Origin of the sequence: Anaeromyxobacter sp. (assembly GCA_016718565.1) — a bacterium.
Lineage (GTDB): Bacteria > Myxococcota > Myxococcia > Myxococcales > Anaeromyxobacteraceae > JADKCZ01.
Genome location: JADKCZ010000002.1, coordinates 313,429 through 338,544, shown reverse-complemented (window position 1 = coordinate 338,544; position 25,116 = coordinate 313,429). Strand labels below are relative to the sequence as shown.

Below are 25,116 nucleotides of genomic sequence, written 5' to 3'. Positions count from 1 at the left end.
CGCCCGTGATCGACACCCACTGCCACCTCGACGCGGCGGCCTTCGACGCCGACCGGGGGGCCGTGCTGGCCAGGGCCTGGGCCGCCGGGGTCACCGACGTGCTGGTGCCGGCGGTGCAGCCCGCCGGCTGGGGTCCGCTGGTCGAGCTGGTGCGCGCCACCCCCGGCCTGCACGCCGGGCTGGGCATCCACCCCCAGTTCCTGCCCGGGCTCGATCCGCGCGACGACGACCGCCACCTGGCCGACCTGGGCGCGGCCCTGGCCCGGGGCGGGGCCGTGATGGTCGGCGAGTGCGGCCTGGACGGCCCCACCGCCGCGGGCGGCGCCCCGCTCGACCGGCAGCTGGCGGTGCTGGCGGGCCACCTGGCCCTGGCGCGTGCCCACCACCTGCCGGTCTCGCTGCACGCCTTCCGGACCCTCGGCCCGCTGCTGGCGCTGCTCGAGCGGGACGGGCTGCCGGACGGCGGGGTGCTCCACTCCTTCAGCGGCTCGGCCGAGCAGGTGGCGCCCTACGTCCGCCTCGGGCTGCACTTCGCCTTCGCCGGCCCGCTCACCTGGGAGCGGGCGCGCAAGCCCCTGCTGGCGGCCCGGGCCGTCCCGGGGGACCGGCTCCTCCTGGAGACCGACGCGCCCGACCAGACCCCGCGGCCGCACCACGGCCGCTGCGAGCCGGCCCACCTGGCGGAGGTCTGCGCCGGGCTGGCCGCCGCCACGGGCCGGACCCCCGCCGAGGTGGACGCCCTCACCAGCGCCAGCGCCCGCCGGCTGTTCCGGCTGCCGGTGCGGGAGGCGGGACCGTGAGGCGCCGCCCGACCCCGACCTCGACCTCGACCTCGACCCCGACCTCGACCTCGACCTCGACCCCGACCTCGACCCCGACCTCGACCCCGACCTCGACCCCGACCCCGACCCCCCCCGACCTCGACCTCGACCTCGACCCCGACCCCGACCCCGACCCCGACCCCGACCTCGACCTCGACCTCGACCCCGACCCGGGGTTCCGCGCGCCCTCTCCCCTCGGGGGAGAGGGCCGGGGCGAGGAGGCCCGGGGCCACAGGCGCGCTCAGCCCCCGCCTCGACCGCAACGCCCGGCTCCTCGGCCTGGAGGGGGTGGCCCGGCTGCAGGCGGCGCACGTGGTGGTGCTCGGCCTGGGGGGCGTCGGCTCCTACGCCGCCGAGGCGCTGGCGCGCGCCGGGGTGGGGCGGCTCACCCTGGTGGACGGCGAGCGGATCGACGAGACCAACGTCAACCGGCAGCTCCACGCCCTCGACGGCGAGCTGGGGCGCCCCAAGGCCGAGGTCATGGCCGAGCGGCTCGGGCGCATCGCGCCGACGGCCGCCCTGGCGCCGTGCTTCGGCCGCTACGACGAGGGCTCTGCGGCGCGCCTGGTGCCGGCGGCCGGGGTGGACTTCGTGCTGGACGCCATGGACACGGTGGTGGCCAAGCTGCACGTCATCGACCGCTGCCTCACGCTCGGCGTGCCGGTGGTCACGGCGCTGGGCGCGGCGCGCCGGCTCGACCCCACCGCCATCCAGGTCACCGACCTCTGCGAGACCCACACGGACCAGCTCGCCAAGGACGTGCGCAAGTACCTGCGCAAGCGCTTCGGGGTGGCCGCCACCGCGCCCACCGGCGTGCTGGCGGTCTGGTCCGTGGAGCCGCCGCGCCCGGCGCGCCGCCTGCCGGGCGACGAGGAGGGCCCGCCAGGCGCCCGGGCGGCCGCCGCGGGGGCGAGGCGGCGCGAGCCCAGGTGCCACGGCTCGGTGGCCTTCGTCACCGCCGCCTTCGGGCTGGCGGCGGCCGCGGCCGTGGTGCAGCGGCTCTCCGGCCAGCTCCCGGCCACCCCGCGGGTCCTCGACCCGGTCGAGGCCCGCCGCCGCCTCAAGCGGCCAGCCCGCTGAGCGCCGCCCCGGGGCCCACGCGCCGGCGGGGCGCCCTGGAGGGGAGCGCCGGCACACCTGCTTGTGGGGGGCCCGCCTCGCCACTAGAGTCCCCGCGTCCTTCACGCGGAGACACCATGACCACCATCACCTTCGACGCCGTCGTCATCGGGGCGGGCCCCGGCGGCTACGTCGCCGCCATCCGGCTGGCCCAGCTCGGGAAGCGGACCGCCCTGGTGGAGAAGGAGTCGCTGGGCGGGGTCTGCCTCAACTGGGGCTGCATCCCGTCCAAGGCCCTCATCTCGGCCGCCAACCTGGTGGAGGACGTGCGCGGCGCGGCCGAGCGCGGGGTGCTGGTGGACGACCCCCGCATCGACGTGGCCAAGCTGCGCGCCTACAAGGACGCGGTGGTGAAGAAGCTGGTGGGCGGGGTCGGGCAGCTGGAGAAGGGGAACGGCGTGGAGGTGCTGAAGGGCACCGCCACCTTCGTGGCACCCGGCGCCATCGAGGTGGTCGGCGCCTCCGGCACCACCCGGGTGGAGGCCGGCGCCTTCATCGTGGCCACCGGCGCGCGGCCGGTGCAGATCCCCGGGTTCACCTTCGACGGCGTGGACGTCTGGAGCGCCCGCGAGGCGGTGAACCTGCCCGAGGTGCCGGGGCGCCTGCTGGTGGTGGGCGGCGGGGTCATCGGCCTGGAGCTCGGCACGGTGTACGCCAAGCTCGGCTCGAAGGTGACCTTCCTCGAGGCCCTGCCGCAGATCCTCACCGGCATCGACCCCGAGGCGGTGCGCCTGGTGCAGAAGGGGCTGCGGCAGCGCGGCGCCACCGTCAACGTCGGGGCCAAGGCCAAGGGCTGGGAGCGGCGCGGCGCGGCGCTGGTGGTCAAGGCCGAGATCGACGGCGTCGAGGTCGACCTGGACTGCGACCGGATCCTGGTGGCGGTGGGCATGCGCCCCAACTCCGACGGCCTCGGGCTGGCCGAGGTGGGCGTGACCATCGGCCCCAAGGGCTTCGTCGAGGTGGACCCGCAGTACCGGACCAGCGTCCCCTCCATCTTCGCCATCGGCGACCTGGCCGGCCCGCCGCTGCTGGCCCACAAGGCCTCCAAGGAGGGCGAGATCGCCGCCGAGGCCATCGCCGGCCACAAGGTGGCGCGCGACTGGGTGGCCATGCCGGGCGCCATCTTCACCGACCCGGAGGTGGCCGCGGTGGGGCTCTCCGAGGAGCAGGCGCGCGCCGCCGGCTACGAGCCCATCATCGGCAAGTTCGCCTTCGCCGCGCTGGGGCGTGCCATCGCCATCGACCACACCGAGGGGTTCGTCAAGGTGGTGGGCGACAAGGCCTCCAAGCTCCTGCTGGGCGTCACCATCTGCGGCCCGGAGGCCAGCGACCTCATCGCCGAGGCGGCCCTGGCGCTGGAGATGGGGGCCTACCTGGAGGACGTGGCCCTGACCGTCCACGCCCACCCGACGCTGCCCGAGGCCTTCATGGAGGCCTGCAAGGCGGCGCTGGGCGAGGCCATCCACGCCCTCAACAAGCCGGAGCGGCCTCGCCGCGAGGCCAAGGCCTGACGCTCCCCGGCCGGCCGCCGGCCCGCGCCGCCGCCCAGGGCACCGGGGCGGGGCCGGTCGCCGCGGCGGCTCGAGGCCCCCGGGACGCCGATGCGCACGCTGCTGGTCCACCACCTCGGCCGGGTCGAGTACCAGGACGGCCTGGAGCTGATGCGCCTGGCCGGCCAGGCCGTGCGCGGCGCGCTGCCGCCCGGCACCGACCACCTCTTCCTGGTGGAGCACCCGCCGGTGCTCACCCTGGGGCGCTCGGCCGGGCGGGGCAACATCGTGGCGGCGCCGGAGTGGCTGGCCCGCCAGGGCTTCGAGCTCCACGAGACCGACCGCGGGGGCGACGTCACCTACCACGGCCCGGGGCAGCTGGTGGGCTACCCGGTGGTCGATCTGAGCGACCGCCCGGACGTGAAGAAGTACGTGGCGGCGCTGGAGGAGGCCATGATCCGCACCTGCGCCGACCACGGCGTGGTGGCCGGCCGCCACCCCGAGCACCGCGGGGCCTGGGTGGGCCGCCGCAAGATCGGGGCGGTGGGGGTCCACCTGGCCCGCTGGATCACCAGCCACGGGCTGGCCCTCAACGTGGCCCCAGACCTGGAGCACTTCCAGGTCATCGTGCCCTGCGGCATCGCCGATCCGCGGCTGGGGGTGACCAGCCTGGCCCAGGAGCTGGCCGCCCGGGGCCGCGTCGCCCCGCCGCTGCCCGAGGTGGCCGCGGCGCTGGCCGCGCACCTGGCCGGGGCGCTGGGGCGCAGCGCGGCGCCGGCCGCCGCGCCGCTCAGGACCGTCTCGGTGGTGGCCCTGGCCGAGGACGGCCGGGTGCTGCTGCTGCGCCGCACCCCGGCGCGCGGCGGCTTCTGGCAGCCTGTGACCGGGCGGCTCGAGCCGGGCGAGACGCCGCAGGAGGCGGCCCGGCGCGAGCTGCGGGAGGAGACCGGCGCCGACGTGCCGGTGGCGCCGCTCGGCTACCGCCACGGCTTCGGGATCGACCCAGCGGTGCTGGGCCTGCCTCCCGGGGCGCTGCGCACCGCCGACGAGGAGGCCTTCGTGGCCCGGCTGCCGGCCGGGTTCACGCCGAGGCTCTCGGAGGAGCACGTGGAGCTGGCGTTCCTGCCCGCGGCCGAGGCCGCGGAGGCGCTGCGGTTCGCGGGGCTCCGCCGGGCCGTCAGGCTCGCGGCTGGACTCGCGCCGGCGCAGGGCTGAGCCAGCCGAGCCCGCTCTCGGACGCCCCGCGCCGCGCCAGGCCGTCCGGCTCCGGCCAGAGTCGCTGGTTGGCCAGGGACCGGGCGCGAAGCCACCAGGTGATGGGCATGGCGCAGGCCAGCGAGATCGCCGTCCAGGCCAGCAGGAACTGGCCGACCGACAGGAGGAGGTCGAGGACGACGGTCATGGGAGCACCTGGGGGAGACGTCCAGTCGGTGTAGCGAGGGACAGAGGCGCGCGCCACGACAAGGTCAAGCTGGCTGCCACCGGGAGCGGGGTCACTCCGCGCAGGGACACTCGATCGTCGCAACCATCACGCATGGAGCCCCCCGAGCAGTACGACCCGTCACACCCGTAAGCCCACCTGACTTGCCCCCGAACCACAGCACACCCAGCGACAATAGGCACCTTTCATGCCGTCCGGAAGTGGGGCTCAGTCGGGGCGAACAGGCCACCCCATCCGGAGGTCGATCGAGCAATGACAGCTGGTTGCGCGATCGACGGGAGGACTGCCACGGCCGGTCGGTGGGTCGCCGCAGCCACCCGGCCACCGCGCTGACCCACCCTCCAGGTCCGCCCGCTGGCAGGTCGCGGCGCCCCGAACGGCGCGCGGGCGCAGGCGCACGCGCGTCCAATCGCCCTGGGTGAGGGTGTCACCAGGGAGCGTCGAAGGCCCAGACCACGTCGACCAGCGGCAGCGGCACCGAGAGCCGCTCCCCGTACGGGAACTGGCACCAGGACCACATGGCCCCGGCCCGCACCAGCAGCGTGGCGCGGGGCCGCCAGGTGGCGAGCAGGGCCCACTCGGCCGCCTGCTCCCCGTCGAGGCCGGGCATCAGGAAGCCGTCCAGCTCGACGCGGTAGCCGAGGGTCCGCCACAGCGGCCCCTCCGCGGCCAGGCCGGCGTCCACGCTCCAGCCGGTGAACCAGGCGGCGGTGCGCGGCCGGACCAGGTGCCACTCGACCTCGCTCCAGAAGCGCGGCCCGTCGAAGCGGGTCAGGTTCCAGGCCAGCCGCCCGCCGGCCCGGAGCGTCAGCAGGTGCCGGCCGGTCGGCCGGGAGGCGAGCAGGTGGTGGCTGGTGGCGAGGAGGTGCGGGTAGGTGACGTCGTGTGGGACCACGCCGCCGGTCCCCTCGCGGGAGAGGAGGCGCATGAGCGGCGTCGGGTAGAGCAGCCCGTGGCGGGAGGCCAGCTCCAGGCCGAGCGCCTCGCCCCAGGCCACGGTGGCGTCGAGGTGCGGGGCCACCAGGGCCAGCGCCGGGTGCAGCGAGAGCTCGACCTGCCCGGTGAGCCCCAGCCGCAGCGGGGCGAAGACGCCGAGCTCGGCCCGGCCCGGCGCCACGGTGCGGGCGGTGCCCGGCTGGAGCACGCCGTGCACCGGGCGGGCCGGGGAGGGGAGGAGCGCCAGGCCGGCCACCAGCAGGAGGAGCGCCGGGCGGGGGCGCGGGGGCGAGGCGGGCGCCACGATCAGGCCACGCGGCCACCCCCTCACGGCGCCACCTGGTAGTCGGCCACCAGCGGGACGTGGTCGGACAGCAGCCAGGCGGGCGCCTGCCCGGCCGGCAGCGGCCCCAGGTCCTGCAGCGCCCGCGCCGAGCCCTCCACCCATTGGCCGTTGGTGAACAGGTGGTCGAGCTTGCGGTTGAGCGGGAAGCGCTCGTCGCCCACGAAGGTGAACCACGGCGCGGGGTCGGCGGCGAAGGCCGCGGGCGTCACGTCGGGCCGGTAGGAGGCGTAGAGCCGGTCGAGCCAGGCCTCCTCGCCCAGGTAGCTGTCCGGCTCGAAGCGGCCGGTGGTGCAGCCCTGGTCCTCCGGGAAGCCCTGGCGGAGCGGCGAGCCCGGGGGGATGGCGTTGAGGTCGCCGCCGGCCACCACCCGCCGGCCCTCGGCCGAGAGGCCGTCCAGGACGTCGGCGAACCGCTCCAGGTGGAGCCGCTTGGTGCCGTCGGAGGAGAAGGCCTCGGCGTGCACGTTCACCACCACCACCTCGCCCAGGCCGGGCACCATCACGTGCGCCTCGAGCACGTTGCGGTGCAGGTAGAAGTACCGCTCCAGCGCCGACGACTCGGCCTTGAGCGGCAGGGCGTGGCGGGTGGCCGAGGTGATGGGCCAGCGAGACAGCACCGCGTTGCCGGAGTCCACCGGCCCGAGGCCGTCGGAGGGCACGTAGTCGGCGCGCCACTGCGAGGCGTAGGCCGCGTAGCCCAGCCCGGTGCGCCGGAGCAGGCCCTCCACCTGGTCGAGGTAGGCGGAGCGCTTGGAGCGCCAGGTGTCCACCTCCTGGAGCAGCACCAGGTCGGGGTCGTGGCGCCGGATCCGCTCCGCCAGGCCGTCCAGGTTCCCCTCCACCTCCGCCTCGGTCATCAGGGTGCGGGCGCCGTCGCACTCCCAGAAGAAGCGCAGCCGCGCCCCGGCGTACTTCACGTTCCAGGTCATCACCCGCAGGGCGCCGGCGGGCGTCGGCCCCGGCGGCGCGGCGGCGTTGCGGTAGAGGGCCGCGGCCTCCAGGTCGGGGAAGCCGGTGTTGAACGGGTCGCAGGAGGCCAGTCCGACCAGCGCCCCCAGGGCGGCGCAGGTCGCCAGCGCGGCGGCTCGAGCGGTGCGTGCCATGGCCCCCTCCTCCGGTCAGTCGTCCAGGTCCAGCGCCCCGTCGTCCACCAGGCGGCAGACCGCGGCGATGTCCCGCCCCAGCTCCCGGTCGCCGTCCAGGGTGGGCACCACGGCGCGCAGCCGGGCGTGGGCCTCGGCCACCCGGGCCGAGGGCTTGAGCGGCGCCGCCAGGTCGATGGCCTGGGCCGCCACCATCAGCTCGATGGCCAGGCAGGTGGAGACGTTCTCGACCACCTGGCGGGCCTTGAGCGCCGCCGTCATGCCCATGCTGACGTGGTCCTCGCGCCCGGCCGAGGAGGGGATGGAGTCCACGCTGGCCGGGTGGCACAGCACCTTGTTCTCGGAGACCAGGGCGGCGCTGGTGACCTGCACCATCATGAACCCCGAGTCGAGCCCGGGGTCCTTGGCCAGGAAGGGCGGCAGGTGGGAGAGGGAGGGGTTCACCAGCTGCTCCACCCGCCGCTCCGAGATGGTGGCCAGGTGCGAGGTGGCGATGGCCAGCACGTCGAGCGCCAGCGACACCGGCTGCCCGTGGAAGTTGCCGCCCGAGACGATCTCGCCCAGGTCCGGGAAGACCAGCGGGTTGTCGGTGGCGGCGTTGATCTCCCGCGCCAGCACCCCGCGGCAGAAGCCGACGCCGTCGCGGGCCGCGCCGTGCACCTGCGGCATGCAGCGCAGCGAGTAGGGGTCCTGCACCCTGTGGCAGCCCGGCCCCTGGTGGGCGGCGTTGATCTCGGAGCCGGCCAGCAGGGCGCGCAGCCGGGCCGCGCTGGCCACCTGGCCGGGCTGGCCGCGGGCCGCCTGGATCTCGGCGGCGAAGGGTCGGTGCGAGCCGGAGAGCCCCTCCAGCGTCATGGCGCCCGCCAGGTCGGCCAGGGCGCAGAGCCGCTCGGCCCGCCGCAGCGTCAGCGCGCCCACGGCCGACATGGCCTGCGTGCCGTTCACCAGGGCCAGCCCTTCCTTGGGCTCCAGCACCACCGGCGCCAGGCCGGCCCGCGCCAGCGCCTCCCGCCCCGGCAGGCGCTGGCCCTCCACCGTGGCCTGGCCCTCGCCGATCAGCACCAGCGCCAGGTGGGCCAGCGGCGCCAGGTCGCCCGAGGCGCCCACCGAGCCGCGCTCCGGCACCACCGGCACCACGCCGCGGTCGAGGCACGCCAGCAGGAGCTCCAGCGTCTCCAGCCGGATGCCCGAGAGCCCCTTGGCCATGCAGGCGGCCCTGAGCAGCATGAGCGCCCGCACCTCGGCGGCGGGCAGCGGATCGCCCACGCCCACCGAGTGGGACAGCACCAGGTTGCGCTGCAGGCGGCGCAGCGCGTCGCGCGGGATGCGCACCTCGGCCAGGGTGCCGAAGCCGGTGTTGATGCCGTAGTGGGCCTCGCCGTCGTCGAGGCGGGCCTCCACCAGGGCGCGGGCCCGCGCCACCTGGAGGCGCGCCGCCGGGGCCAGCCCGGCGCGGGCCCGGCCGCGGGCCACCAGCTCCACCTCCTCCAGGGTCAGCGTGGCGCCGTCGAGGAGCACGTGCTGCACGGTTCACCTCCGGCCCGGTGGCCGGTCGCGAGGGGCGGCGGCGCGCCGCGCCGGATCAGGCGCGGGCGCCCTGCAGGCAGAGCGCCTGGTTGAGCGCCGCGATGGCCTTCTTGTAGTCGGCCCGCTCGATGACGAACTGCATGTTGATCTGGCGGAGCGACTGGGAGACGCAGTTGACGTTGACGCCGTTCTCGGCGAGCACCTGCGCCGCGCGGGCCAGCACGCCCGGGATGGCGATGTTGGAGCCGATGACGCAGACCACCGCGGCGTTCTTCACCGTCACCTGCTCGTAGGTGTTCTCCAGCTCCTCGATGAAGGCGCTGGTGGCGGCCTTCTCCCAGATGACGTGGGTGATGGAGTTGGCGTTGGTGGCCTTGAGGATGTAGCTGATGCCGTAGCGCTTGAAGATCTCCATCAGGCCGAGGTCGAAGCCCACCGTCCCCACCATGTTGGGGTCGTGGATCTCCACGATGGTCACGCTGGGCGTGCCGGCGATGACCTCGATGCGCGCCTGCGTGCCCACGTGGTCCTTGGTGATGAGGGTGCCGGGGTGGGCCGGCTCGAAGGTGTTCTTGAGCCGGATGGCGATGCCCGCCAGCTCCATGGGCTTGGCGGCCTTGGGGTGGATGGCCTCCATGCCCACGTCGGCGAGCTGGTCGGCCACGTCGTAGTTGGTCTGGCCCACCACCACGGTGTTGCCGGCGCCCACGATGGCCGGGTCGGCCGAGGAGAGGTGGAACTCCTTGTGGATGACCGCCTCGTCGGCCTTGAGCTCCACCGCCACCTTGCTGAAGGTGACCTCCGAGTAGCCGCGGTCGAACTCCCGCATGATGCCCTCGACGCCCTTGGTGTAGCCCGTCACCACCACCACCATCTTGTGGGGGTCGACCCCCTTGAAGGACTCGTGGATGCGCTCGTCGATGGTGAGCGGCTCGTCGTCGTCGAAGCCGGACAGGTCCAGCAGGCGGGCGGTCACGCCCCTGGCCCGGAGGATCTCCACGCTGTTGAAGGCGCTGTGGGCCTCGCCGATGGCGGCCAGCATCTCGCGGCCGGCCAGCAGCACGCTCTCCCGCTTCAGGTAGCCGGAGGCCAGCACGTGGTGCATCGAGTCGAGGTAGGCCTTGAGCTCGGCCATGCGCTTCTCGATGAAGGCGTCCGCCGCGGCCAGCGGCAGGCCCAGCCCCGCGAAGCCCTGGTTGAGCGCCTTGAGCTTGACGGTCAGGCCGTCGAGCTGCTCGGCGTAGGCCCCGCCGGCGGCGAAGGTGGCGTAGACGCCCTTCTCCCCGGTCTTCTTGTGCTCCAGGAGCCAGTTGGTGACGCCGGCGTAGGCCGACACCACGTAGACGCGGCCGTAGATGCGGTCCGGCTCGCGCAGCATGATGTTGGCGAGGACCTCGCCGAACTGCGACATCGAGGTGCCGCCGATCTTCTCTACCGTGAGCATGAGGTGATCCCGTGGGGTGAGGTGGGGGCGTGCGGGGGAACTGAAGAAACCACATCTTCCGTGGGCTCGCCACCAGGCGATCCGCCGCGCCCGCTTCTTGCTTTCCCGCCCCGGGTGGCCCCCCGCCTCGCCCTGCTCGCGCTCCTGGCCGCCCTGGCGGCGCCCCCGCTGCTCAGGGCCACCGTGGCCCGCCCGCCGCCGCTCCACGCCTGCGCCCAGGAGGGGCGGGGGAGCCCCCCGCGCCACTGGCTGGGCTGCGCCGCGGACCCCGGTGCGCGGCGCGACCTGGCCGACGAGGAGCGGCTGCTGCTCGGCCTGCCGCTCGACCCCAACCTCGCCGGGGCGCGGGCGCTGGCCTTCGTGCCCGGGCTCTCCCGGCGGCTGGCCGAGGCGGTGGTGCGCGACCGGGCCGCGCGGGGCCCCTTCGGCACGGTGGAGGAGCTGGCGCGGGTGGACGGCATCGGCGAGCGGCGGCTGGCGCGAGCCCGGCCGGCGCTGCAGGTGAACGGTCCCGGCGAGTCCAGCGACGTGGCGCCAGGCCACCGCACGCGGTAACCTCCGCCGCGGGGGCGGGAGGCGCACCACGTGATCATTCGCTGTGAGCGGTGCTCGACGCTCTACGAGCTCGAGGAGACGCTCCTCGCGCCGGAGGGCTCGCAGGTCCAGTGCACCCGCTGCCAGGCGGTCTTCACCGCCGTCCCGCCGCGCTCGCAGGCCAGGCCCCTGGCGACCCCGCCGGGCGCGGCGACGCCGGCGGTGGTCCTGGCCCAGCCCGAGCACCCGACGGCCCAGGCCCGCGCCCCGGGCGGCGCGTCGTCCGAGCCTCCCGCAGCCGACCCGGTCCCCGCCTGGCCCCACGCCGCGCCGGCGCCCGCGCCGGAGGAGCCGGCGCTGGTGCACCAGGCCTCCCCACCGGAGGACCCGCCGGCCCACGGCAGGGCGGTCGAGGCGCCCCTCGCCGGTGGGCGCGCCGGCGGTCCGGCCGGTCCAGCCGCGTCGGCGGGCGCCCCTCGGTCGGGCGGCTCGGGCGCCTCCATCGCGCCCCGCCCCACCCGCACCGGCCCGAACGTCTACCGCCGCCCGGCCCCTTCGGGGCTGCCGATGGGCGGGGCCACCCGGCCAGCCGGCGCCGTCCGGCGCGGCACGGTGGGCGCCTTCGAGGCCCGGGCCCAGCTCTCCACGCTCTGGAAGAAGCTCCTCCTGCCGGCCCTGGGGCTGGCCCTGGCCGGGCTGGTGGTCGGCGCCTTCCTGCTGTGGCGCTCGCGCCCGGACCCGGAGGCGCTGCGGCTGCGCGCCGAGGCCAGCGCCCGCCTGGCCCAGGACGACGCCGAGAGCCTGGCCCGCGGCGTCCGGATCCTGGACGAGCTCCTGTCCCGCGGTCCGTCGGAGCCGGGGCTGGAGGTGGAGCGGGCCCTCGGCCGCCTGCTCCAGGCGGCGGCCCAGCTCGAGGAGGCCGAGCCCTTCGAGGCCCAGGCCACCGCGGCGGGCGCCGAGCGGGGCCGGCTGCTCCTGGAGCAGCCGCCCGGCTTCGAGGACGGGGCGCGGCTGCTGGCGGTGGAGGGCGCCCGGCTGGACGCCGAGGTGGCCCCGCGCCGCAAGGCGGCGGCCGCGCTGACCGCGCAGGCCACCGCCGAGCTCCAGCGCCTGGCCTCAGCGCCTGGCGGGGAGGCGCCGGCGGCCGGGGCCAGGGCCGTGGCCGCCGCCCTGGCGGGCGATCCCGCCGAGGTGGCGCGCCTGGCCGGCCTGGCGCGGCTCGCGGGCGGCGACCCCTGGGCCGAGCTGGCCGAGGGCTGGGTGGAGCTGCGGCCGGAGGGGGCGCGCGATCAGGCGCTGGCCCGCCTGGGCGCGCTGGCCCGGGCCCGCCCAGAGCTGCTGCGAGCCCGCTTCCTGCTGGCGCGCGCCCAGGCCGCCCAGGGGCGGCGGGAGGAGGCGCTCACCACGCTGGGCGGGCTGCTGGCGGCCAACCCGCGCCACGAGCGGGCCCAGCGGTTCAAGTCCCGGCTGGCCTCTCCCCCCCCGGCGCCGCCTCCGGCCGCGGCCGCTCCCGCTGCGCCGGTCCGCTCGCCGGTGCCGCGCCCCGCCGGCGCCGGCGCCGGCCAGGCCGTGACGCCGCGGCCCGCTGCGGACACCCCGCCGCCACCCGCGGCCGCCGCGGCCGCGGCCCCCGCGCCGGCGGCGCCGGCGGCGCCCACGCCTGAGCCCTCGGGGCTGGCGCCGCTGCCCGAGCCGACGCGCATCGTGATGCCGCCGCCCGGGCCGCCCAGACCGGCGCCGAGGGCGCCGGAGACGCCGGGCGGGGGCTGACGGCGAGGGAGCGCGGACGCGCGGGGGTCAGAGCAGGCTGGCGAAGGCCACCAGCAGGCGCCCCACCGGGACCCGGCCGCCGCCCACCACCAGCACGTCGTTGAGGATCTTCCCGTCGTCGCCGCGGGCCTTCCAGGGCTGGCCGGCGTTGACGCGCAGGCGCACCACCCCGCGCCCGGTGCGGTGGAACACGGTGGCGGTGCCGCCCTCGGTCACCCGCTCCACGATCCCCACGTGCTCGGGCGCACCGCCGGGGCGGTCCGCCAGGAACACCAGGTCGCCGGGCGCCGGCTTGCCCTTGCGCAGCGCCTTCTCGCGCCTGGCCAGGGCGTGCAGGGCGGCCACGTCGTCCACCCCGGCGGGCAGGGGCCGGCCGGCCTGCTGGTAGGCGGCGCGCACCAGCGCCGCGCAGCCGTCGCCGAAGCGGACCCCGTCCACCACGATGTCGCGCCGCCCCACCAGGCTGCGGGCGGAGTCGAGGGCCCGCTGCACCGCGGCGTCGCGGCCGCCGCGCGGCGGCGGACCGGGCGGGGGCGAGACAGCCACCGGGCCGGCACCCCGTTGGAGGGTGCCGGCCCGGCTCTCCCGGGCGGGCGGGGGCAGGTGGGTGGCGGCTGGCCTCGGCGCTCCTGTCGCGCAGCCAGCGGCGAGCGCGGCCACGACGAGGAGCTTCCGGTGCGGCGCCATCGGCAGGGGATGCTACCGGCGAACGGCGCGGCGTCCATTTTCCGGCCGCGCCGGCCCGCGCCCCGGCCGCCGCCCGGGCCTTGCGGGGTCGCGGCGCAGCCGGTATGACCTCGCGCCCTATGGTCCGAGATCGCGTGATGGAGCTGGTCCGCGCCGCGCTGGCCCGCGGCGCCGCGGAGGGGCGCTGGCCCGACGCGCCGGTGGCCTTCAGCGTCGATGCGCCGCGCGATCCCAGGCACGGCGACTTCGCGCTCAACGCCGCCATGGTGCTGGCCAAGGCGGCCGGGCAGCCGCCGCGCCAGCTGGCCGCCGCCATCGTGGAGCTGCTCCGCGCCGTGGACGTGGGCGGCGACCTCACCTCGCTGGAGATCGCCGGCCCCGGCTTCATCAACCTGCGGCTGGCGCCCGACCTGTGGCTGCGGGCCCTGGAGCGGGCCGTGGCCGAGGGGCCGGCCTACGGGCGCACCGCGGTGGGGCAGGGGAAGAAGGTCATCGTCGAGTACGTCTCGGCCAACCCGACCGGCCCCATGCACGTGGGCCACGGGCGCAACGCCGTGACCGGCGATGGGGTGCAGAGCCTGCTGCGGTGGGCCGGCTTCGACGTGACCCGCGAGTACTACGTCAACGACTACGGCGCCCAGGTGCAGACCCTGGCCCGCTCGGTCCACCTGCGCTACCAGGAGGCGCTGGGGCGCCAGGTGGTCTTCCCGCCCAAGGCCTACCCTGGCGAGTACGTGAAGGAGATCGCCGCCGGCCTGGCGGCCGAGCAGGGCGACCGCTGGCTCGACGCGCCCGAGGCCGCCTGGCTGGACCTGTTCCGCGATCGCGCCGTGGAGCACGTGCTCGGCATGATCCGGGGCGACCTGGCCGCCGTGGACATCACCTTCGACCGCTGGTCCAGCGAGAAGGCGCTCTACCAGTCCGGCACGGTGGACCGCTTCGTCAAGGACCTGGAGGCGCGCGACCTGGTGTACGTGGGCAAGCTGCCGCCCCCCAAGTCGAAGAAGGGGGCCCCCCCGCCGCCGCCGCAGCCCGAGGAGGACGGCGTCACCGTCGAGGACGACCTGACCCTGTTCCGCTCCTCCGCCTACGGCGACGAGGTGGACCGGCCGGTCAAGAAGGCCGACGGCACGCCCACCTACTTCTGCGCCGACATCGCCTACCACTGGGAGAAGCGGCAGCGCGCCGAGCTGCTCATCGACGTGCTGGGCGCCGACCACGGCGGCTACGTGCCGCGCCTGCACGCGGCGCTGCAGGCGCTGGGCTACGCCCGCACCGACCTGCACGTGGTGCTGATCCAGATGGTCAACCTGACCCGCGGCGGCGAGGCCGTGAAGATGGGCAAGCGGGCCGGCAACGTGGTCTGGCTGCGCGAGGTGCTCGACGAGGTGGGGCGCGACGCCACCCGCTTCGGCTTCTTCACCCGCCGCTCCGACGCGCCGCTGGACTTCGATCTGGACCTGATGAAGCAGCAGACCATGGACAACCCGGTCTACTACGTCCAGTACGGCCACGCCCGCCTGCACGCCATCTTCCGCAAGGCCGCGGAGTCCTCGGTGGCGCTGCCCGCCTTCGACCTCGGCGACGCCCGCGCGCTCGACTCGCCGGAGGAGCAGGACCTGATCCGGCGCATCGCCGCCTTCCCCGACCTGCTGGCCGGCGCGGCGCTGGCCTTCGAGCCGCACCGGGTGGCCTTCTACCTCCAGGAGACCATCGCGGCCTTCCACTCCTGGTACACGCACGGCGCCCGCACCGGCGAGAAGGTGGTGGGGTCCGACCCGGTCCGCACCAGGGCCCGCCTCTTCCTGTGCCGGGCCCTGGCCCAGGTGCTGGCCAACGGCCTGGCCGTGCTGGGCGTCTCGGCCCCCGAGCGGATGGACAGTCAGGAAACTGGCGATATCACCGCCGACGCCTAGACTCGCCGCAGCGCGCGGCCGGGGGCTGAGGGGCCCTTCCAGGGCCGCGGGATCGGTGGGGTCATGGACGGCGACAACGTGAAGGTCAGGGACCGGGTCGAGCTGGCGCTGGACGGCCGGCAGATCGCCTCGGTGGTGGTCGGGGCGCTGGTGCTGCTGGGCGTGGTGTTCGTGCTGGGCCTCAACATCGGCCGGCAGCTGGCGGTCAAGCAGCTGGAGGCCACCCGCGGAGACGCCCTGGCGGCGCTCGACGAGCCGCCGGCCACGCCGGCCGGGCGCGAGGACGCGCTCACCTTCCACGACCGGCTCACCAGGGATCGCGTCCCGCCGCCCGAGGAGCCCGTCCAGCAGGCCGCCCCGCCGGCGCCGGCCGCGGTGGCAGTGGCCGCGGTGGCGATGGCCCAGCCGGCCCCCGCGGCGGTCGAGCCCGCGCCGGCCGGCCCGCCGGCCGCGACGGCCGCCGCCCCGGCGGTGGCCAGCCCGGCCTCCAGGCCCGCGGCGCGGGGCGCCTTCGCCGTGCAGGTGGTGGCCACCCCGAGCAAGGTGGAGGCCGACCGCCTGGCCGGCAAGCTCAAGGCCTGGTCGCCGCGCGTCGAGGCCGCCGAGATCTCCGGCAAGGGGCGCCTCTACCGGGTCCGCGTCGGCGGCGCCTTCACCACCAAGCCCGAGGCCGAGAGGTTCCTCAAGGGCTTCACCGCCAGGAGCGGCGCCAAGGGGTTGGTGGTGGCCTCCCGCTAGGCTACAGTCCGCCGCCGCATGAGCACCTTCGACCAGCCGAAGCGCGTCGAGAAGCCCTGGGGCTACGAGCTGTGGTGGGCCCAGTCGGAGAAGTACGTGGGCAAGCTGCTCCACGTGAAGGCCGGCTTCCAGCTCTCGCTCCAGTACCACGTGCAGAAGGACGAGACGATCCACCTGGCCTCGGGCCAGATGGTGCTGGTGCTGCAGCAGGACGGCCGCCTGGTGGACCACCCCTGGCAGCCGGGCCAGAGCTTCCGGGTCCGGCCCGGCACCATCCACCGGATGCGCGCGGTCACCGACTGCGACGTCTGGGAGGTCTCCACCCCCGAGGTGGAGGACGTGGTGCGGGTGCAGGACGACTACGGCCGCTAGGCCGCCAGGACCTCACGGCCCCCGCGCCAGCCGCAGCAGCGCCAGCGCCGCCACCAGCGTGACGGCGGCGAAGAGCACCGCCACCACCCAGCGCAGGTCGCGGGTCCGCTGCCGCCCCCGGGTGGCGCCGAGCGCGGCCAGGTCGGCCACCCGCTCCCACCGGGCGGAGGTCTCGCGGCGCACCAGGTCCTCGTCGCCGAGGAACCCCTGGCGGTGCAGCGCGGCCAGGTCGGCCAGGGAGGGGACGGTGAGCTCGCGCCCGTCGCGATCGCGGACCAGGTAGCGCACCGTCGCCCTCAGGCCGGCCCGAGCTCGGCGCCGATGGCCTCGGCCACCCGCAGCCCGTCCACCGCCGAGGAGACGATGCCGCCGGCGTAGCCCGCCCCCTCGCCGCACGGGTAGACGCCGGGCAGGCCAGGCGAGACCAGGTCCTCGCCGCGCAGCAGGCGGCAGGGCGCGCTGGTGCGCGACTCGATGCCGATCAGCACCGCCTCGTCGGTGACGTAGCCGCGCATGCGCCGGTCGAAGGCGCGCAGCCCGGCCTTGAGCGCGTCGCGCACCGCCGCAGGGTAGAGCGGCGAGAGGTCGGCGTGGGTCAGGCCGGGCCGGTAGCTCGAGCGGCCCGGGGGCGCGCCCGGCGTGCCGGCCAGGTAGGCGGCCAGCCGCTGGGCCGGGGCCCGGAAGCCGCCGCCGCCCAGGGCGAAGGCGGCCCGCTCCCACTTGCGCTGCCACGCCAGGCCGGCCAGCGGGCCGGTGAAGCCCTCGGCGGCGTAGTCGGCCGGCGAGACCGCCACCACCACCCCGGCGTTGGCCAGGGGCGAGGAGCGGTGGCTGTTGGACATGCCGTTGGTGCAGAGCATGCCGGCCTCGGTGGGGGTGGGCACCACCACGCCGCCGGGGCACATGCAGAAGGAGAAGACCCCGCGGGCCCCGCCGTCCACCACCGGGTTGTCGGCCAGCTTGTAGTCGGCCGGCGGCAGGGTCTTCGGCCGCTCGGAGAGGCCGTACTGGATCCGGTCGATGAGCGGCTGGGGGTGTTCGGCGCGGAAGCCCACCGCGAAGGGCTTGGCCTCCAGCGGCCAGCCGCGCTCGGCGAAGAGCTCGAAGAGCTCGCGGGCGCTGTTGCCCGGCGCCAGCACCAGCCGGTCGGAGTCGAGGGTGCGGCCGTCGGCCAGGCGCAGGCCGGTGAAGCGCCCCTGGCGCAGCTCCAGGTCCACCGCCCGGGCGCCCCACAGGAACTCGCAGCCGCCGGCGGTCAGCTCCGCCACCATGGCCGAGATGGCCGACGGCAGGAGATCGGACCCCACGTGCGGCTTGCCCTCGGCCAGGATGCGCCCCACCCCGCCGAAGCGGGCGAACAGCTCCACCACCGTGCGCACCGCCGGGTGGTGGATGCGGGTGCCCAGCTTGCCGTCGGTGTAGGCGCCGGCGCCCCCCTCCCCGAAGTTCATGTTGGACTCGGGGTCGAGCGTGCCGTCGCGCATCAGGGCGGCCACGTCGCGGCGCCGCGGCGACACCTGCCGGCCGCGGTCGACCACCAGCGAGGGCACGCCGCGCTGAAGGAGCCCCCAGGCGCAGAAGAGCCCGGCCGGACCGGCGCCCAGGATGATGGGACGGGCCGCCGGGGGCCGGACCCGGGCCGGGGCGGGAGTCGCGGGGGGGGCCGGCACCACGTCGGCGGGCGCGCCGCGGACCGGCCCGGCCAGCGTCACCTCCAGGTTCACCAGCCAGCGAGGCCGGCCCTTCTTGCGGGCGTCGAGCGAGCGGCGCACCACCTGCGCCTCCGAGAGCGCGCCCGCCGCGACGCCCAGCCGCTCGGCGGCGCGGCGCACCAGCAGCGCCTCGTCCTCCTCCAGCCAGAGCGGGATGTTCTGCACTCGGTACCGCATGGCGATCAGCTCTCCGCTCTCCTGGTTACCGGCCGCGGCGCGGCTGCGCCCCGCTCCGGCCCTATCCCCCGTCGGCCTCGCCGGGGGCGCGAACCCAGGTACGCACCAGCCCGGCCGCACGGGCCATTCGCGAACCCGCCTACGCACCTCGACGCCTGCCCGCACGGCGGGCAATCCGGCTCAACTGCCTGCAACGCCTGGCGATATCGCCCCTGGGCCAGGATTGGCCCCCCGCTTGCTGTCCTCCGGACCACCGACAGAGCGGCCCACGCTTCACCGCCCCGGGGGAGAAACCCAATGGTACCAGCCATGCTCGACGTCAAGGGAACCAAGATCCTCGCCAAGTCGCTCTTCAAGGAGCTGCGCGGCAGCGGCTACACGCCGAACCAGATCTTGAGCCTCTCCACCGAGCTCATCGACCTCGTCACCCAGGACCTCAAGGCCGGGCACGATCTGCCGCCCGCGGCCGCCTCGCGAGGCGGCGACGCCGGCGGCTGGCGGGCCGCCCTGTAGGGCCGGACCCTTCGCAGCGCGCAGCACCGAGAGGAGGACGGCGCCCACCCGCGGCGCCGTCCTTTTTTTCCCTTTCGGGACGGGACCTTTCGTCACGTTGACACCCCCGTCCTCTGCAAGTAGTTTCTGGCCCCATTTCACCACCATCACCTGGGGAGGAGCCACCATGGCGCGCATTGCTATCAACGGTTTCGGTCGGATCGGGCGCTGCGTCCTTCGCGCCGCCATCAAGCGGGCGGAGAAGGACCTCGAGTTCGTCTCCATCAACGACCTCACCGACACCAAGACCCTGGCGCACCTCCTCAAGTACGACTCGGTGCACGGCGTCCTCGACGCCGAGGTGAAGGCCACCGCCACCGGCATCCTGGTGAACGGCAAGGAGATCCAGGTCACCGCCATCAAGAACCCGGCCGAGCTCCCCCACGCCGCCAACAAGGTGGACCTGGTGATGGAGTGCACCGGCCTGTTCACGGCGCGCGAGAAGGCCGAGACCCACCTGGCCGCCGGCGCGCCGCGGGTGCTGATCTCCGCCCCCGCCACCGGCCCGGACATCACGGTGGCCTTCGGCATCAACCACACCAGCATCGACAAGGCGAAGCACAAGATCATCAGCAACGCCTCCTGCACCACCAACTGCCTGACCCCGGTGGCCAAGGTCCTGCTCGAGAACTTCGGCATCAAGCAGGGGCTGATGACCACCATCCACAGCTACACCAACGACCAGAACCTGCTCGACCTGCCGCACAAGGACCTGCGCCGGGCCCGCGCCGCCGCGCTGTCGATGATCCCGTCCTCCACCGGCGCCGCCAAGGCCGTGGCCGAGGTCATCCCGGCGCTCAAGGGCAAGCTCAACGGCTGCGCCGTGCGCGTGCCGACGCCCAACGTGTCGCTGGTGGACCTGACCGTGCAGCTGGAGAAGGCCACCACGGTGGAGGCCATCAACGCCGCCTTCAAGGCCGCCGCCGCCGGCCCGCTCAAGGGCGTGCTGCTCTACTCGGAGGAGCCGACCGTCTCCATCGACTACAACGGCAACCCCCACAGCTCGATCTTCGACGCCACCAACACCGCCGTCATCGGCGACGGGACGCTGGCCAAGGTCTTCGCCTGGTACGACAACGAGTGGGGCTTCTCGAACCGCATGCTCGACGTGGCCAAGTACCTGCTGTAGTCCGCGCCGCCAGGGGGAGGGGACGGCCATGCCCATCAAGACCATCGACACCTTGCAGCTCGCGGGGAAGCGGGTCTTCATCCGCGTGGACTTCAACGTCCCGCTCGACGAGCAGGGGCGGGTCACCGACGACGCGCGCATCCGCGCGGCGCTGCCGACCATCCAGTTCGCCATGGCCGCCAAGGCCAAGGTGATCCTGGCCTCCCACCTGGGCCGCCCCAAGGGCAAGCCGGAGGACAAGGAGAAGTTCACCCTCGAGCCGGCGGCCGTCCGGCTCTCCGAGCTCCTCTCCCAGGACGTCATCCTGGCCGACGACTGCGTCGGCGACGGGGTGAAGAAGCTGGTCAAGGACCTCAAGGAGGGCGGCGTCCTGCTGCTCGAGAACCTCCGCTTCCACCCCGAGGAGGAGAAGAACGACGAGGCCTTCTGCAAGGAGCTGGCGTCGCTCTGCGACGTCTGGGTCAACGACGCCTTCGGCACGGCCCACCGGGCCCACGCCTCGACGGCGGGCATGGCCCGCTTCGTCAAGGAGAAGGCGGCCGGCTTCCTCATCCAGAAGGAGGTCGAGTACCTCGGCAAGGCCCTCGGCAACCCCAAGCCGCCCTTCGTGGCGCTGGTGGGCGGCGCCAAGGTGTCCGACAAGATCAAGGTGCTCGAGAACCTGATGGCCAAGGCCAGCTGCATCTGCATCGGCGGCGCCATGGCCTACACCTTCCTGAAGGCCATGGAGATCCCGGTCGGCAAGAGCCTGGTGGAGGCCGACAAGCTGGAGCTGGCCCGCCAGATCATGGACAAGGCCAAGGCCAGGAAGGTCGACCTGCTCCTGCCGGTGGACCACGTCTGCGGCGCCGAGCCCAAGGAGTCGGCGCAGCGGGTGGTGGTGGCCGAGCGGGCCATCCCCGACGGCCTGATGGGGCTCGACATCGGCCCCCGGACCCTGGACGTCTACCGGCAGCGGGTCCTCTCGGCCGGCACGGTCTTCTGGAACGGCCCCATGGGGCTCTTCGAGCAGAAGCCCTGGTCGGAGGGGACCTTCGGCATCGCCCAGGCCATGGCCAAGAGCCCGGCCATCACCGTGGTGGGCGGCGGCGACAGCGCCGCGGCGGTGGAGCAGGCCGGGCTGGTCGATCAGATGAAGCACGTGTCCACCGGCGGCGGCGCCTCCCTCGAGTTCATCGAGGGCAAGGAGCTCCCCGGCGTGAAGGCTTGCGAGGAGTGACCGTGGCCCGTCAGAAGTTCGTCTGCGGCAACTGGAAGATGCACAAGACGGTGGCCGAGGCCACCGCCCTGGCGAGGGAGCTGGCCGAGGGGCTGGCCGGGGAGAGCCGCGTCCAGGTCGCGGTGGCGCCCACCTTCACCTCGCTGGGCCCGGTGGCGGCCGCGCTGCGCGGCACCCCCGTCGAGGTGGCGGCCCAGGACGTCCACTGGGAGGTCCAGGGGGCCTTCACCGGCGAGGTGTCGGCGGCCATGCTGGCCGACGTCGGCGTCCGGCACGGCATCGTGGGGCACAGCGAGCGGCGCCAGTTCTTCGGCGAGACCGACGAGTCGGTGCGCAAGAAGGTGGGCGCCCTGCTGGCGGCCGGCCTCGCGCCCATCGTCTGCGTCGGCGAGCTGCTGGCCGAGCGCGAGGCGGGCCGCACGCTGGAGGTGGTCGGCCGCCAGGTGCGCGGCGGCCTGGCCGGCCTGGGCGCCGAGGCGCTGGGCTCGCTCACGCTGGCCTACGAGCCGGTCTGGGCCATCGGCACCGGCAAGACCGCCACCACCGCCCAGGCGCAGGAGGTCCACGCGGCCATCCGCGCCATCCTGCGGGAGCTCGGCGGGCCGGTGGCCGAGGCCATCCGCATCCAGTACGGCGGCTCGGTGAAGCCCGAGAACGCCGCAGAGCTGCTCTCCCAGCCCGACGTCGACGGCGCGCTCGTCGGCGGGGCCAGCCTCAAGGCGAAGGACTTCATCGCCATCGTGAAAGGTGCACTCCGTTGATCACGCTCGTCACCATCCTCCACGTCTTCGTCTGCATCTTCCTGATCCTCGTCATCCTGCTGCAGGCCGGCAAGGGTGGCGGCATGGGCGCCGGCCTCGGCGGGGCCGGCTCGCAGACCGTCTTCGGCGGCCGCGGCGCCCAGACCTTCCTGGGCAAGGTCACCAGCGTGAGCGCCGGCATCTTCATGCTCACCTCGCTGACGCTGGCCTACAACTCGTCGCACTCCCAGTCGGTGGTGGACGCCCACCAGCCGGAGGCGCCGGCGGTGCCGCTCCAGCAGGGCACGCCGTTCGCGCCGCCCGCCCCGGGCCAGGCCGCGCCGGCCTCCACGCCCCCGGCGCCGGCGCCCGCGCCCGCGAAGTAGCGGGCTCGGCCTGGTCGCGCCCCACCGGGCCGACCGGGCGCGGCGGCGCCCATGGCTGGGCCGCCCTCCCGGGTGGCCCGGACCGGGCCGGCGGTGCGCCTCACCCGCCCGGGCGGCGCCACCAACGAGAAAGGGATCCGGCCAGCGCCGGATCCCTTTTCTTCGTCTCGAGTGCCCAGGGCGGGATTCGAACCCGCACGCCTTACGGCGCCACCCCCTCAAGATGGTGTGTCTACCAGTTTCACCACCTGGGCGTTTTGCGGCGTCGGTAAATAGCAGAGGCACGGGGTCCCTGCAAGCGCGGCCGCGCGGCCGTCACGAAATGGCAACGGCGCGGACGAGCGGTAGAATCGCCCGATGGCCGAGTCGCCCCAGCGTGAGCCGCGCGTCGCCACCGAGCTGCGCGTCCGCCTCTCCTCGGGGCAGGGGCTGGCCCTGGCGGAGCGCTCCACGGTGGACCTCTCGCGGGGCGGGGTCTTCGTGCGGACGCTGGAGCCGCAGACCCCGGGCACCCAGCTGCAGCTCGACCTCTCCCTGCCGGGCGGGTACGGCGCCATCCGCGCGCGCGGCGAGGTGATCTGGACCACGCCCCCGTCGGCTCCCGGCGAGCCGCCGCGGTCGCCCGGCATGGGGGTCCGGTTCCTGGCGATGGATCCGGCCAGCCGCGCCACCCTGGACCGCTTCGTGGGCCAGCTGGGCGGGGCGCCGGTGAGCGACGAGCCGCCCCGGCCGGCCGGCGAGGATATCCAGGGCGAGGACGTCTTCCTGGGCTTCGACAGCGAGCTCGACCTGGACGCGGCGCCGCCGCCCCCGCCCGTCGCCCCCGCCGTCGGCCCCCTGGCCCCCGTCGTCGCCGTGGCCCCGTCGGCCCCCACCGCCCCGGCGCTGGTGCGCCCCCGCTCGCAGCGCATGGTGGGCATCGACCTGGGCACCACCAACTCCTGCGTGGCGGTGGCCCGCAACGGCCGGGCCCAGGTGCTCACCTCGCGGCTGGGCCACCGCACCATCCCCTCGGTGGTGGCCTTCGACCCGCACGGCCGCTTCCTGGTGGGCCACGCGGCCAAGGCGCAGATGGTGGTCAACCCGCGCCACACCGTCTACGGGTCCAAGCGGCTGGTGGGGCGGCCCTTCCACAGCCCCACCGTGCAGGCCTGCCGCGATCGCTTCCACTACGACATCGTGGAGGGCGCCGGCGGGGTGGCGGCGGTGCGCTTCGCCGGGCGCGAGTTCTCGCTGCAGCAGGTGGCGGCCCTGATCCTCACCGACCTGCGCGACACCGCCAGCCTGGCGCTCGGCGAGGTGGTGGAGCGGGCGGTGGTGACCGTGCCGGCCTACTACAACGACCACCAGCGCAACGCCGTCCGCGAGGCCGGCCTGCTGGCCGGCCTGGTCGTCGAGCGCATCGTCAACGAGCCCACCGCGGCGGCGCTGGCCTTCGGCTACGGCAAGGGGCTCGACGAGCGGGTGCTGGTCTACGACCTGGGCGGCGGCACCTTCGACGCCTCGGTGCTGGAGATCCAGGGCGACGTCTACGAGGTGGTCTCCACCGGGGGCGACACCTTCCTGGGCGGGGTGGACTTCGACGCCCAGCTGCTCGACCACCTGGCCTGGGCCTTCATGCAGCAGCACGGCGTGGCGCTCCCGGATGACCGGGTGGTCTGGCAGCGGCTGCGCGACGCGGCCGAGGACCTCAAGGTGACGCTCTCGGAGCAGGAGCGGGCGGTGGCGCGGGTGCCGTTCCTGTTCCGCTCGGCCGACGGGAGGGACCTGGCGCTGGAGGTGGAGGTCACCCGCGCCGAGCTGGAGGAGCTGACCGGCCGGCTGGTGGAGCGCAGCCTGGAGACCTGCCGCGAGGTGCTGTCGGCGCGCGGGCTCGGGCCCCAGGACGTGCAGGAGGTCCTCCTGGTGGGCGGGCAGAGCCGCATGCCGCTGGTCTGGCAGGGGGTGCACCGGCTCTTCGGCCGCGAGCCGTCTCGCGGGGTCCACCCCGACGAGGCGGTGGCCATCGGCGCGGCGCTGCTGGCGGACTCGGCCGGGCGGGTCGACTCGGTGGTGCTCATCGACGCCCTGGCCATGGGGATCGGCGTGGGGCTGCCGGGCGGGCGCCTGGCGCCGGTGCTGCCGCGCAACACCCGCCTGCCGGCCCGCAAGACCTACGAGCTCGCCACCACCCACGACGGCCAGACCGAGCTCGAGCTGCAGGTGTTCCAGGGTGACTCGGCCCGGGTGACCGACTGCGAGTTCCTGGGCACGGTGCGGGTGGCCGGCCTCCCGCCGGCGCCTCGCGGGACCCACCGGGTGGCGGTGGAGTTCGCCATGGGACACGAGGGGATCCTCTCGATCACCAGCCAGAACCTCACCACCGGCGCGGTGGCCGCCACCGAGCTGGCCACCCGGGACACGCCCGAGGCCGCACGGGCCAAGCTCGGCGTGAGCGGACCGGCCGAGGCGCCCCGCGGCTCCCGGCCCATCGAGCCGGTGCACAAGGCAGGCAAGCCGGGCTTCCTGGCCCGGCTCTTCGGGTGGCGCCGGTGAGCCGGCCGCTGGTGGTCTTCCTGGCGCGGGCCGGCTGGGAGGCCCGCTACCAGGGGACCATGCTGGCGGTCACGGCGGCGGCGCTGGGAGACCCGGTCACGCTGGCGCTCTCCTTCGAGCCGCTGGTGGCGCTGGTGCAGGGCCGCTTCGACGAGGGGGCGCCCGCCACCGCCGCGGCGGCCCGCGTGCCGTCCCTCACCGCCACGCTGGACGAGGCCCGGCGCGAGCTCGGCCTGCGGCTGGTGGCCTGCGAGACCTCCGTCCGGCTGGCCGGACTGGAGGTGGAGGCGGCGCGCGCCGCCCTCGACGGCCTGGAGCCGCTCCCCTCGCTCTGGCGGCTCGGCCAGCAGGGGCGGGTGCTCTGTCCCTGAGGTGACCGCGGCGCCGCCGCCCTGGCGGCCCCGCCCGGCCGGGGGGCCGAG

Annotated in this window: 24 protein-coding genes and 1 tRNA gene; 16 read left to right on the top strand and 9 right to left on the bottom strand. The window is 75.3% G+C overall.

The features are described from left to right. Positions 1-5 precede the first annotated feature (5 nt). From IPO09_08260 to lipB, 4 genes are all read left to right on the top strand, one after another. The gene (locus IPO09_08260) at positions 6-800 is read left to right on the top strand and encodes a TatD family hydrolase (GenBank protein MBK9517330.1); all 795 of its coding nucleotides are present in this window, start codon (positions 6-8) and stop codon (positions 798-800) included. 300 nt (positions 801-1,100) lie between these two features. After that, positions 1,101-1,901 (top strand): ThiF family adenylyltransferase, encoded by an 801-nt coding sequence (locus tag IPO09_08255; GenBank protein ID MBK9517329.1) that lies wholly within the window; start codon positions 1,101-1,103, stop codon positions 1,899-1,901. A 116-nt stretch (positions 1,902-2,017) separates the two neighbouring features. Further along, positions 2,018-3,451 (top strand): dihydrolipoyl dehydrogenase, encoded by a 1,434-nt coding sequence (lpdA, locus tag IPO09_08250; protein MBK9517328.1) that lies wholly within the window; start codon positions 2,018-2,020, stop codon positions 3,449-3,451. A gap of 90 nt (positions 3,452-3,541) precedes the next feature. Beyond that, on the top strand, positions 3,542-4,645 hold the full coding sequence (gene lipB / locus IPO09_08245; protein ID MBK9517327.1) for a lipoyl(octanoyl) transferase LipB: 1,104 nt from the start codon (positions 3,542-3,544) through the stop codon (positions 4,643-4,645). Here the strand turns inward: lipB and IPO09_08240 are convergent. The 5 genes from IPO09_08240 to IPO09_08220 form a co-directional block, all read right to left on the bottom strand. After that, positions 4,608-4,832, bottom strand: coding sequence for a hypothetical protein (locus IPO09_08240; protein MBK9517326.1), 225 nt, complete (start codon positions 4,830-4,832; stop codon positions 4,608-4,610). The two genes, lipB and IPO09_08240, sit on opposite strands and share 38 nt — an antisense overlap. A 466-nt stretch (positions 4,833-5,298) precedes the next feature. Continuing rightward, positions 5,299-6,138, bottom strand: coding sequence for a hypothetical protein (locus IPO09_08235; protein MBK9517325.1), 840 nt, complete (start codon positions 6,136-6,138; stop codon positions 5,299-5,301). Then, positions 6,135-7,256 carry an endonuclease/exonuclease/phosphatase family protein gene (locus IPO09_08230; protein MBK9517324.1) on the bottom strand — a complete coding sequence of 374 codons (1,122 nt, stop codon included), beginning with the start codon at positions 7,254-7,256 and terminating at the stop codon, positions 6,135-6,137. Before IPO09_08230 ends, IPO09_08235 begins: the two co-directional genes overlap by 4 nt. Before the next feature lie 15 nt (positions 7,257-7,271). After that, entirely contained in the window at positions 7,272-8,783 is a 1,512-nt protein-coding gene (hutH, locus tag IPO09_08225; protein ID MBK9517323.1) for a histidine ammonia-lyase, read from the bottom strand. 55 nt (positions 8,784-8,838) lie between these two features. Then, on the bottom strand, positions 8,839-10,227 hold the full coding sequence (locus IPO09_08220) for an aspartate kinase (protein ID MBK9517322.1): 1,389 nt from the start codon (positions 10,225-10,227) through the stop codon (positions 8,839-8,841). Between the two features lie 114 nt (positions 10,228-10,341). Here IPO09_08220 and IPO09_08215 point away from each other — a divergent pair, with 114 nt between their 5' ends. Continuing rightward, positions 10,342-10,782, top strand: a complete 441-nt coding sequence (locus IPO09_08215) for a helix-hairpin-helix domain-containing protein (GenBank protein MBK9517321.1) — start codon at positions 10,342-10,344, stop codon at positions 10,780-10,782. A 30-nt stretch (positions 10,783-10,812) separates the two neighbouring features. Then, positions 10,813-12,531 (top strand): zinc-ribbon domain-containing protein, encoded by a 1,719-nt coding sequence (locus IPO09_08210; GenBank protein MBK9517320.1) that lies wholly within the window; start codon positions 10,813-10,815, stop codon positions 12,529-12,531. A gap of 27 nt (positions 12,532-12,558) precedes the next feature. Here the strand turns inward: IPO09_08210 and IPO09_08205 are convergent, their stop codons facing one another. Beyond that, on the bottom strand, positions 12,559-13,218 hold the full coding sequence (locus IPO09_08205; protein ID MBK9517319.1) for a C40 family peptidase: 660 nt from the start codon (positions 13,216-13,218) through the stop codon (positions 12,559-12,561). Between the two features lie 119 nt (positions 13,219-13,337). Here IPO09_08205 and IPO09_08200 point away from each other — a divergent pair, with 119 nt between their 5' ends. The 3 genes from IPO09_08200 to IPO09_08190 all read left to right on the top strand — a co-directional run bounded on the left by IPO09_08200 (position 13,338) and on the right by IPO09_08190 (position 16,244). Continuing rightward, entirely contained in the window at positions 13,338-15,134 is a 1,797-nt protein-coding gene (locus IPO09_08200) for an arginine--tRNA ligase (GenBank protein ID MBK9517318.1), read from the top strand. Positions 15,135-15,197: 63 nt separating this feature from the next. After that, entirely contained in the window at positions 15,198-15,872 is a 675-nt protein-coding gene (locus IPO09_08195) for an SPOR domain-containing protein (GenBank protein MBK9517317.1), read from the top strand. Between the two features lie 18 nt (positions 15,873-15,890). After that, the gene (locus tag IPO09_08190; protein MBK9517316.1) at positions 15,891-16,244 is read left to right on the top strand and encodes a cupin domain-containing protein; all 354 of its coding nucleotides are present in this window, start codon (positions 15,891-15,893) and stop codon (positions 16,242-16,244) included. Between the two features lie 12 nt (positions 16,245-16,256). Here IPO09_08190 and IPO09_08185 read toward each other — a convergent pair whose 3' ends face one another. Together IPO09_08185 and IPO09_08180 are read right to left on the bottom strand one after the other, a co-directional pair. Then, positions 16,257-16,532, bottom strand: a complete 276-nt coding sequence (locus tag IPO09_08185; protein ID MBK9517315.1) for a hypothetical protein — start codon at positions 16,530-16,532, stop codon at positions 16,257-16,259. 8 nt (positions 16,533-16,540) lie between these two features. Further along, positions 16,541-18,133 (bottom strand): FAD-dependent oxidoreductase, encoded by a 1,593-nt coding sequence (locus tag IPO09_08180; protein MBK9517314.1) that lies wholly within the window; start codon positions 18,131-18,133, stop codon positions 16,541-16,543. A 297-nt stretch (positions 18,134-18,430) separates the two neighbouring features. Here IPO09_08180 and IPO09_08175 point away from each other — a divergent pair, with 297 nt between their 5' ends. From IPO09_08175 to secG, 5 genes are all read left to right on the top strand, one after another. Next, the gene (locus IPO09_08175; GenBank protein ID MBK9517313.1) at positions 18,431-18,646 is read left to right on the top strand and encodes a hypothetical protein; all 216 of its coding nucleotides are present in this window, start codon (positions 18,431-18,433) and stop codon (positions 18,644-18,646) included. A 166-nt stretch (positions 18,647-18,812) separates the two neighbouring features. Further along, positions 18,813-19,814: a type I glyceraldehyde-3-phosphate dehydrogenase gene (gap, locus tag IPO09_08170; protein MBK9517312.1), complete on the top strand. Its 1,002-nt coding sequence runs from the start codon at positions 18,813-18,815 to the stop codon at positions 19,812-19,814. Between the two features lie 28 nt (positions 19,815-19,842). After that, on the top strand, positions 19,843-21,033 hold the full coding sequence (locus IPO09_08165) for a phosphoglycerate kinase (GenBank protein ID MBK9517311.1): 1,191 nt from the start codon (positions 19,843-19,845) through the stop codon (positions 21,031-21,033). Positions 21,034-21,035: 2 nt separating this feature from the next. Beyond that, positions 21,036-21,794 (top strand): triose-phosphate isomerase, encoded by a 759-nt coding sequence (locus tag IPO09_08160; protein ID MBK9517310.1) that lies wholly within the window; start codon positions 21,036-21,038, stop codon positions 21,792-21,794. Beyond that, a complete protein-coding gene (gene secG, locus IPO09_08155; GenBank protein ID MBK9517309.1) occupies positions 21,791-22,159 on the top strand; it encodes a preprotein translocase subunit SecG in 369 nt (122 codons plus the stop codon). The genes IPO09_08160 and secG overlap by 4 nt, the downstream gene beginning before the upstream one ends. Before the next feature lie 172 nt (positions 22,160-22,331). On the opposite strand, the gene IPO09_08150 is transcribed toward secG, so the two are convergent. Then, a tRNA-Leu gene (locus IPO09_08150) sits at positions 22,332-22,413 on the bottom strand. 103 nt (positions 22,414-22,516) lie between these two features. Between IPO09_08150 and IPO09_08145 the strand changes: the two genes are divergently transcribed. Then, positions 22,517-24,694 (top strand): TIGR02266 family protein, encoded by a 2,178-nt coding sequence (locus IPO09_08145; GenBank protein ID MBK9517308.1) that lies wholly within the window; start codon positions 22,517-22,519, stop codon positions 24,692-24,694. After that, positions 24,691-25,065, top strand: a complete 375-nt coding sequence (locus IPO09_08140; GenBank protein MBK9517307.1) for a hypothetical protein — start codon at positions 24,691-24,693, stop codon at positions 25,063-25,065. Before IPO09_08145 ends, IPO09_08140 begins: the two co-directional genes overlap by 4 nt. The last annotated feature ends 51 nt before the right edge of the window (positions 25,066-25,116 follow it).

What these genes read in the sequence shown, in the direction of transcription:
- IPO09_08190 (MBK9517316.1), top strand. Translation starts at nt 15,891, where the DNA reads ATGAGCACCTTCGACCAGCCGAAGCGCGTCGAGAAGCCCTGGGGCTAC.
- IPO09_08175 (MBK9517313.1), top strand. Translation starts at nt 18,431, where the DNA reads ATGGTACCAGCCATGCTCGACGTCAAGGGAACCAAGATCCTCGCCAAG.
- IPO09_08180 (MBK9517314.1), bottom strand. Translation starts at nt 18,133, where the DNA reads ATGCGGTACCGAGTGCAGAACATCCCGCTCTGGCTGGAGGAGGACGAG.
- IPO09_08165 (MBK9517311.1), top strand. Translation starts at nt 19,843, where the DNA reads ATGCCCATCAAGACCATCGACACCTTGCAGCTCGCGGGGAAGCGGGTC.
- lpdA (MBK9517328.1), top strand. Translation starts at nt 2,018, where the DNA reads ATGACCACCATCACCTTCGACGCCGTCGTCATCGGGGCGGGCCCCGGC.
- IPO09_08195 (MBK9517317.1), top strand. Translation starts at nt 15,198, where the DNA reads ATGGACGGCGACAACGTGAAGGTCAGGGACCGGGTCGAGCTGGCGCTG.
- IPO09_08205 (MBK9517319.1), bottom strand. Translation starts at nt 13,218, where the DNA reads ATGGCGCCGCACCGGAAGCTCCTCGTCGTGGCCGCGCTCGCCGCTGGC.
- gap (MBK9517312.1), top strand. Translation starts at nt 18,813, where the DNA reads ATGGCGCGCATTGCTATCAACGGTTTCGGTCGGATCGGGCGCTGCGTC.
- IPO09_08230 (MBK9517324.1), bottom strand. Translation starts at nt 7,256, where the DNA reads ATGGCACGCACCGCTCGAGCCGCCGCGCTGGCGACCTGCGCCGCCCTG.
- lipB (MBK9517327.1), top strand. Translation starts at nt 3,542, where the DNA reads ATGCGCACGCTGCTGGTCCACCACCTCGGCCGGGTCGAGTACCAGGAC.
- IPO09_08200 (MBK9517318.1), top strand. Translation starts at nt 13,338, where the DNA reads ATGGTCCGAGATCGCGTGATGGAGCTGGTCCGCGCCGCGCTGGCCCGC.
- IPO09_08145 (MBK9517308.1), top strand. Translation starts at nt 22,517, where the DNA reads ATGGCCGAGTCGCCCCAGCGTGAGCCGCGCGTCGCCACCGAGCTGCGC.
- IPO09_08220 (MBK9517322.1), bottom strand. Translation starts at nt 10,227, where the DNA reads ATGCTCACGGTAGAGAAGATCGGCGGCACCTCGATGTCGCAGTTCGGC.
- IPO09_08240 (MBK9517326.1), bottom strand. Translation starts at nt 4,832, where the DNA reads ATGACCGTCGTCCTCGACCTCCTCCTGTCGGTCGGCCAGTTCCTGCTG.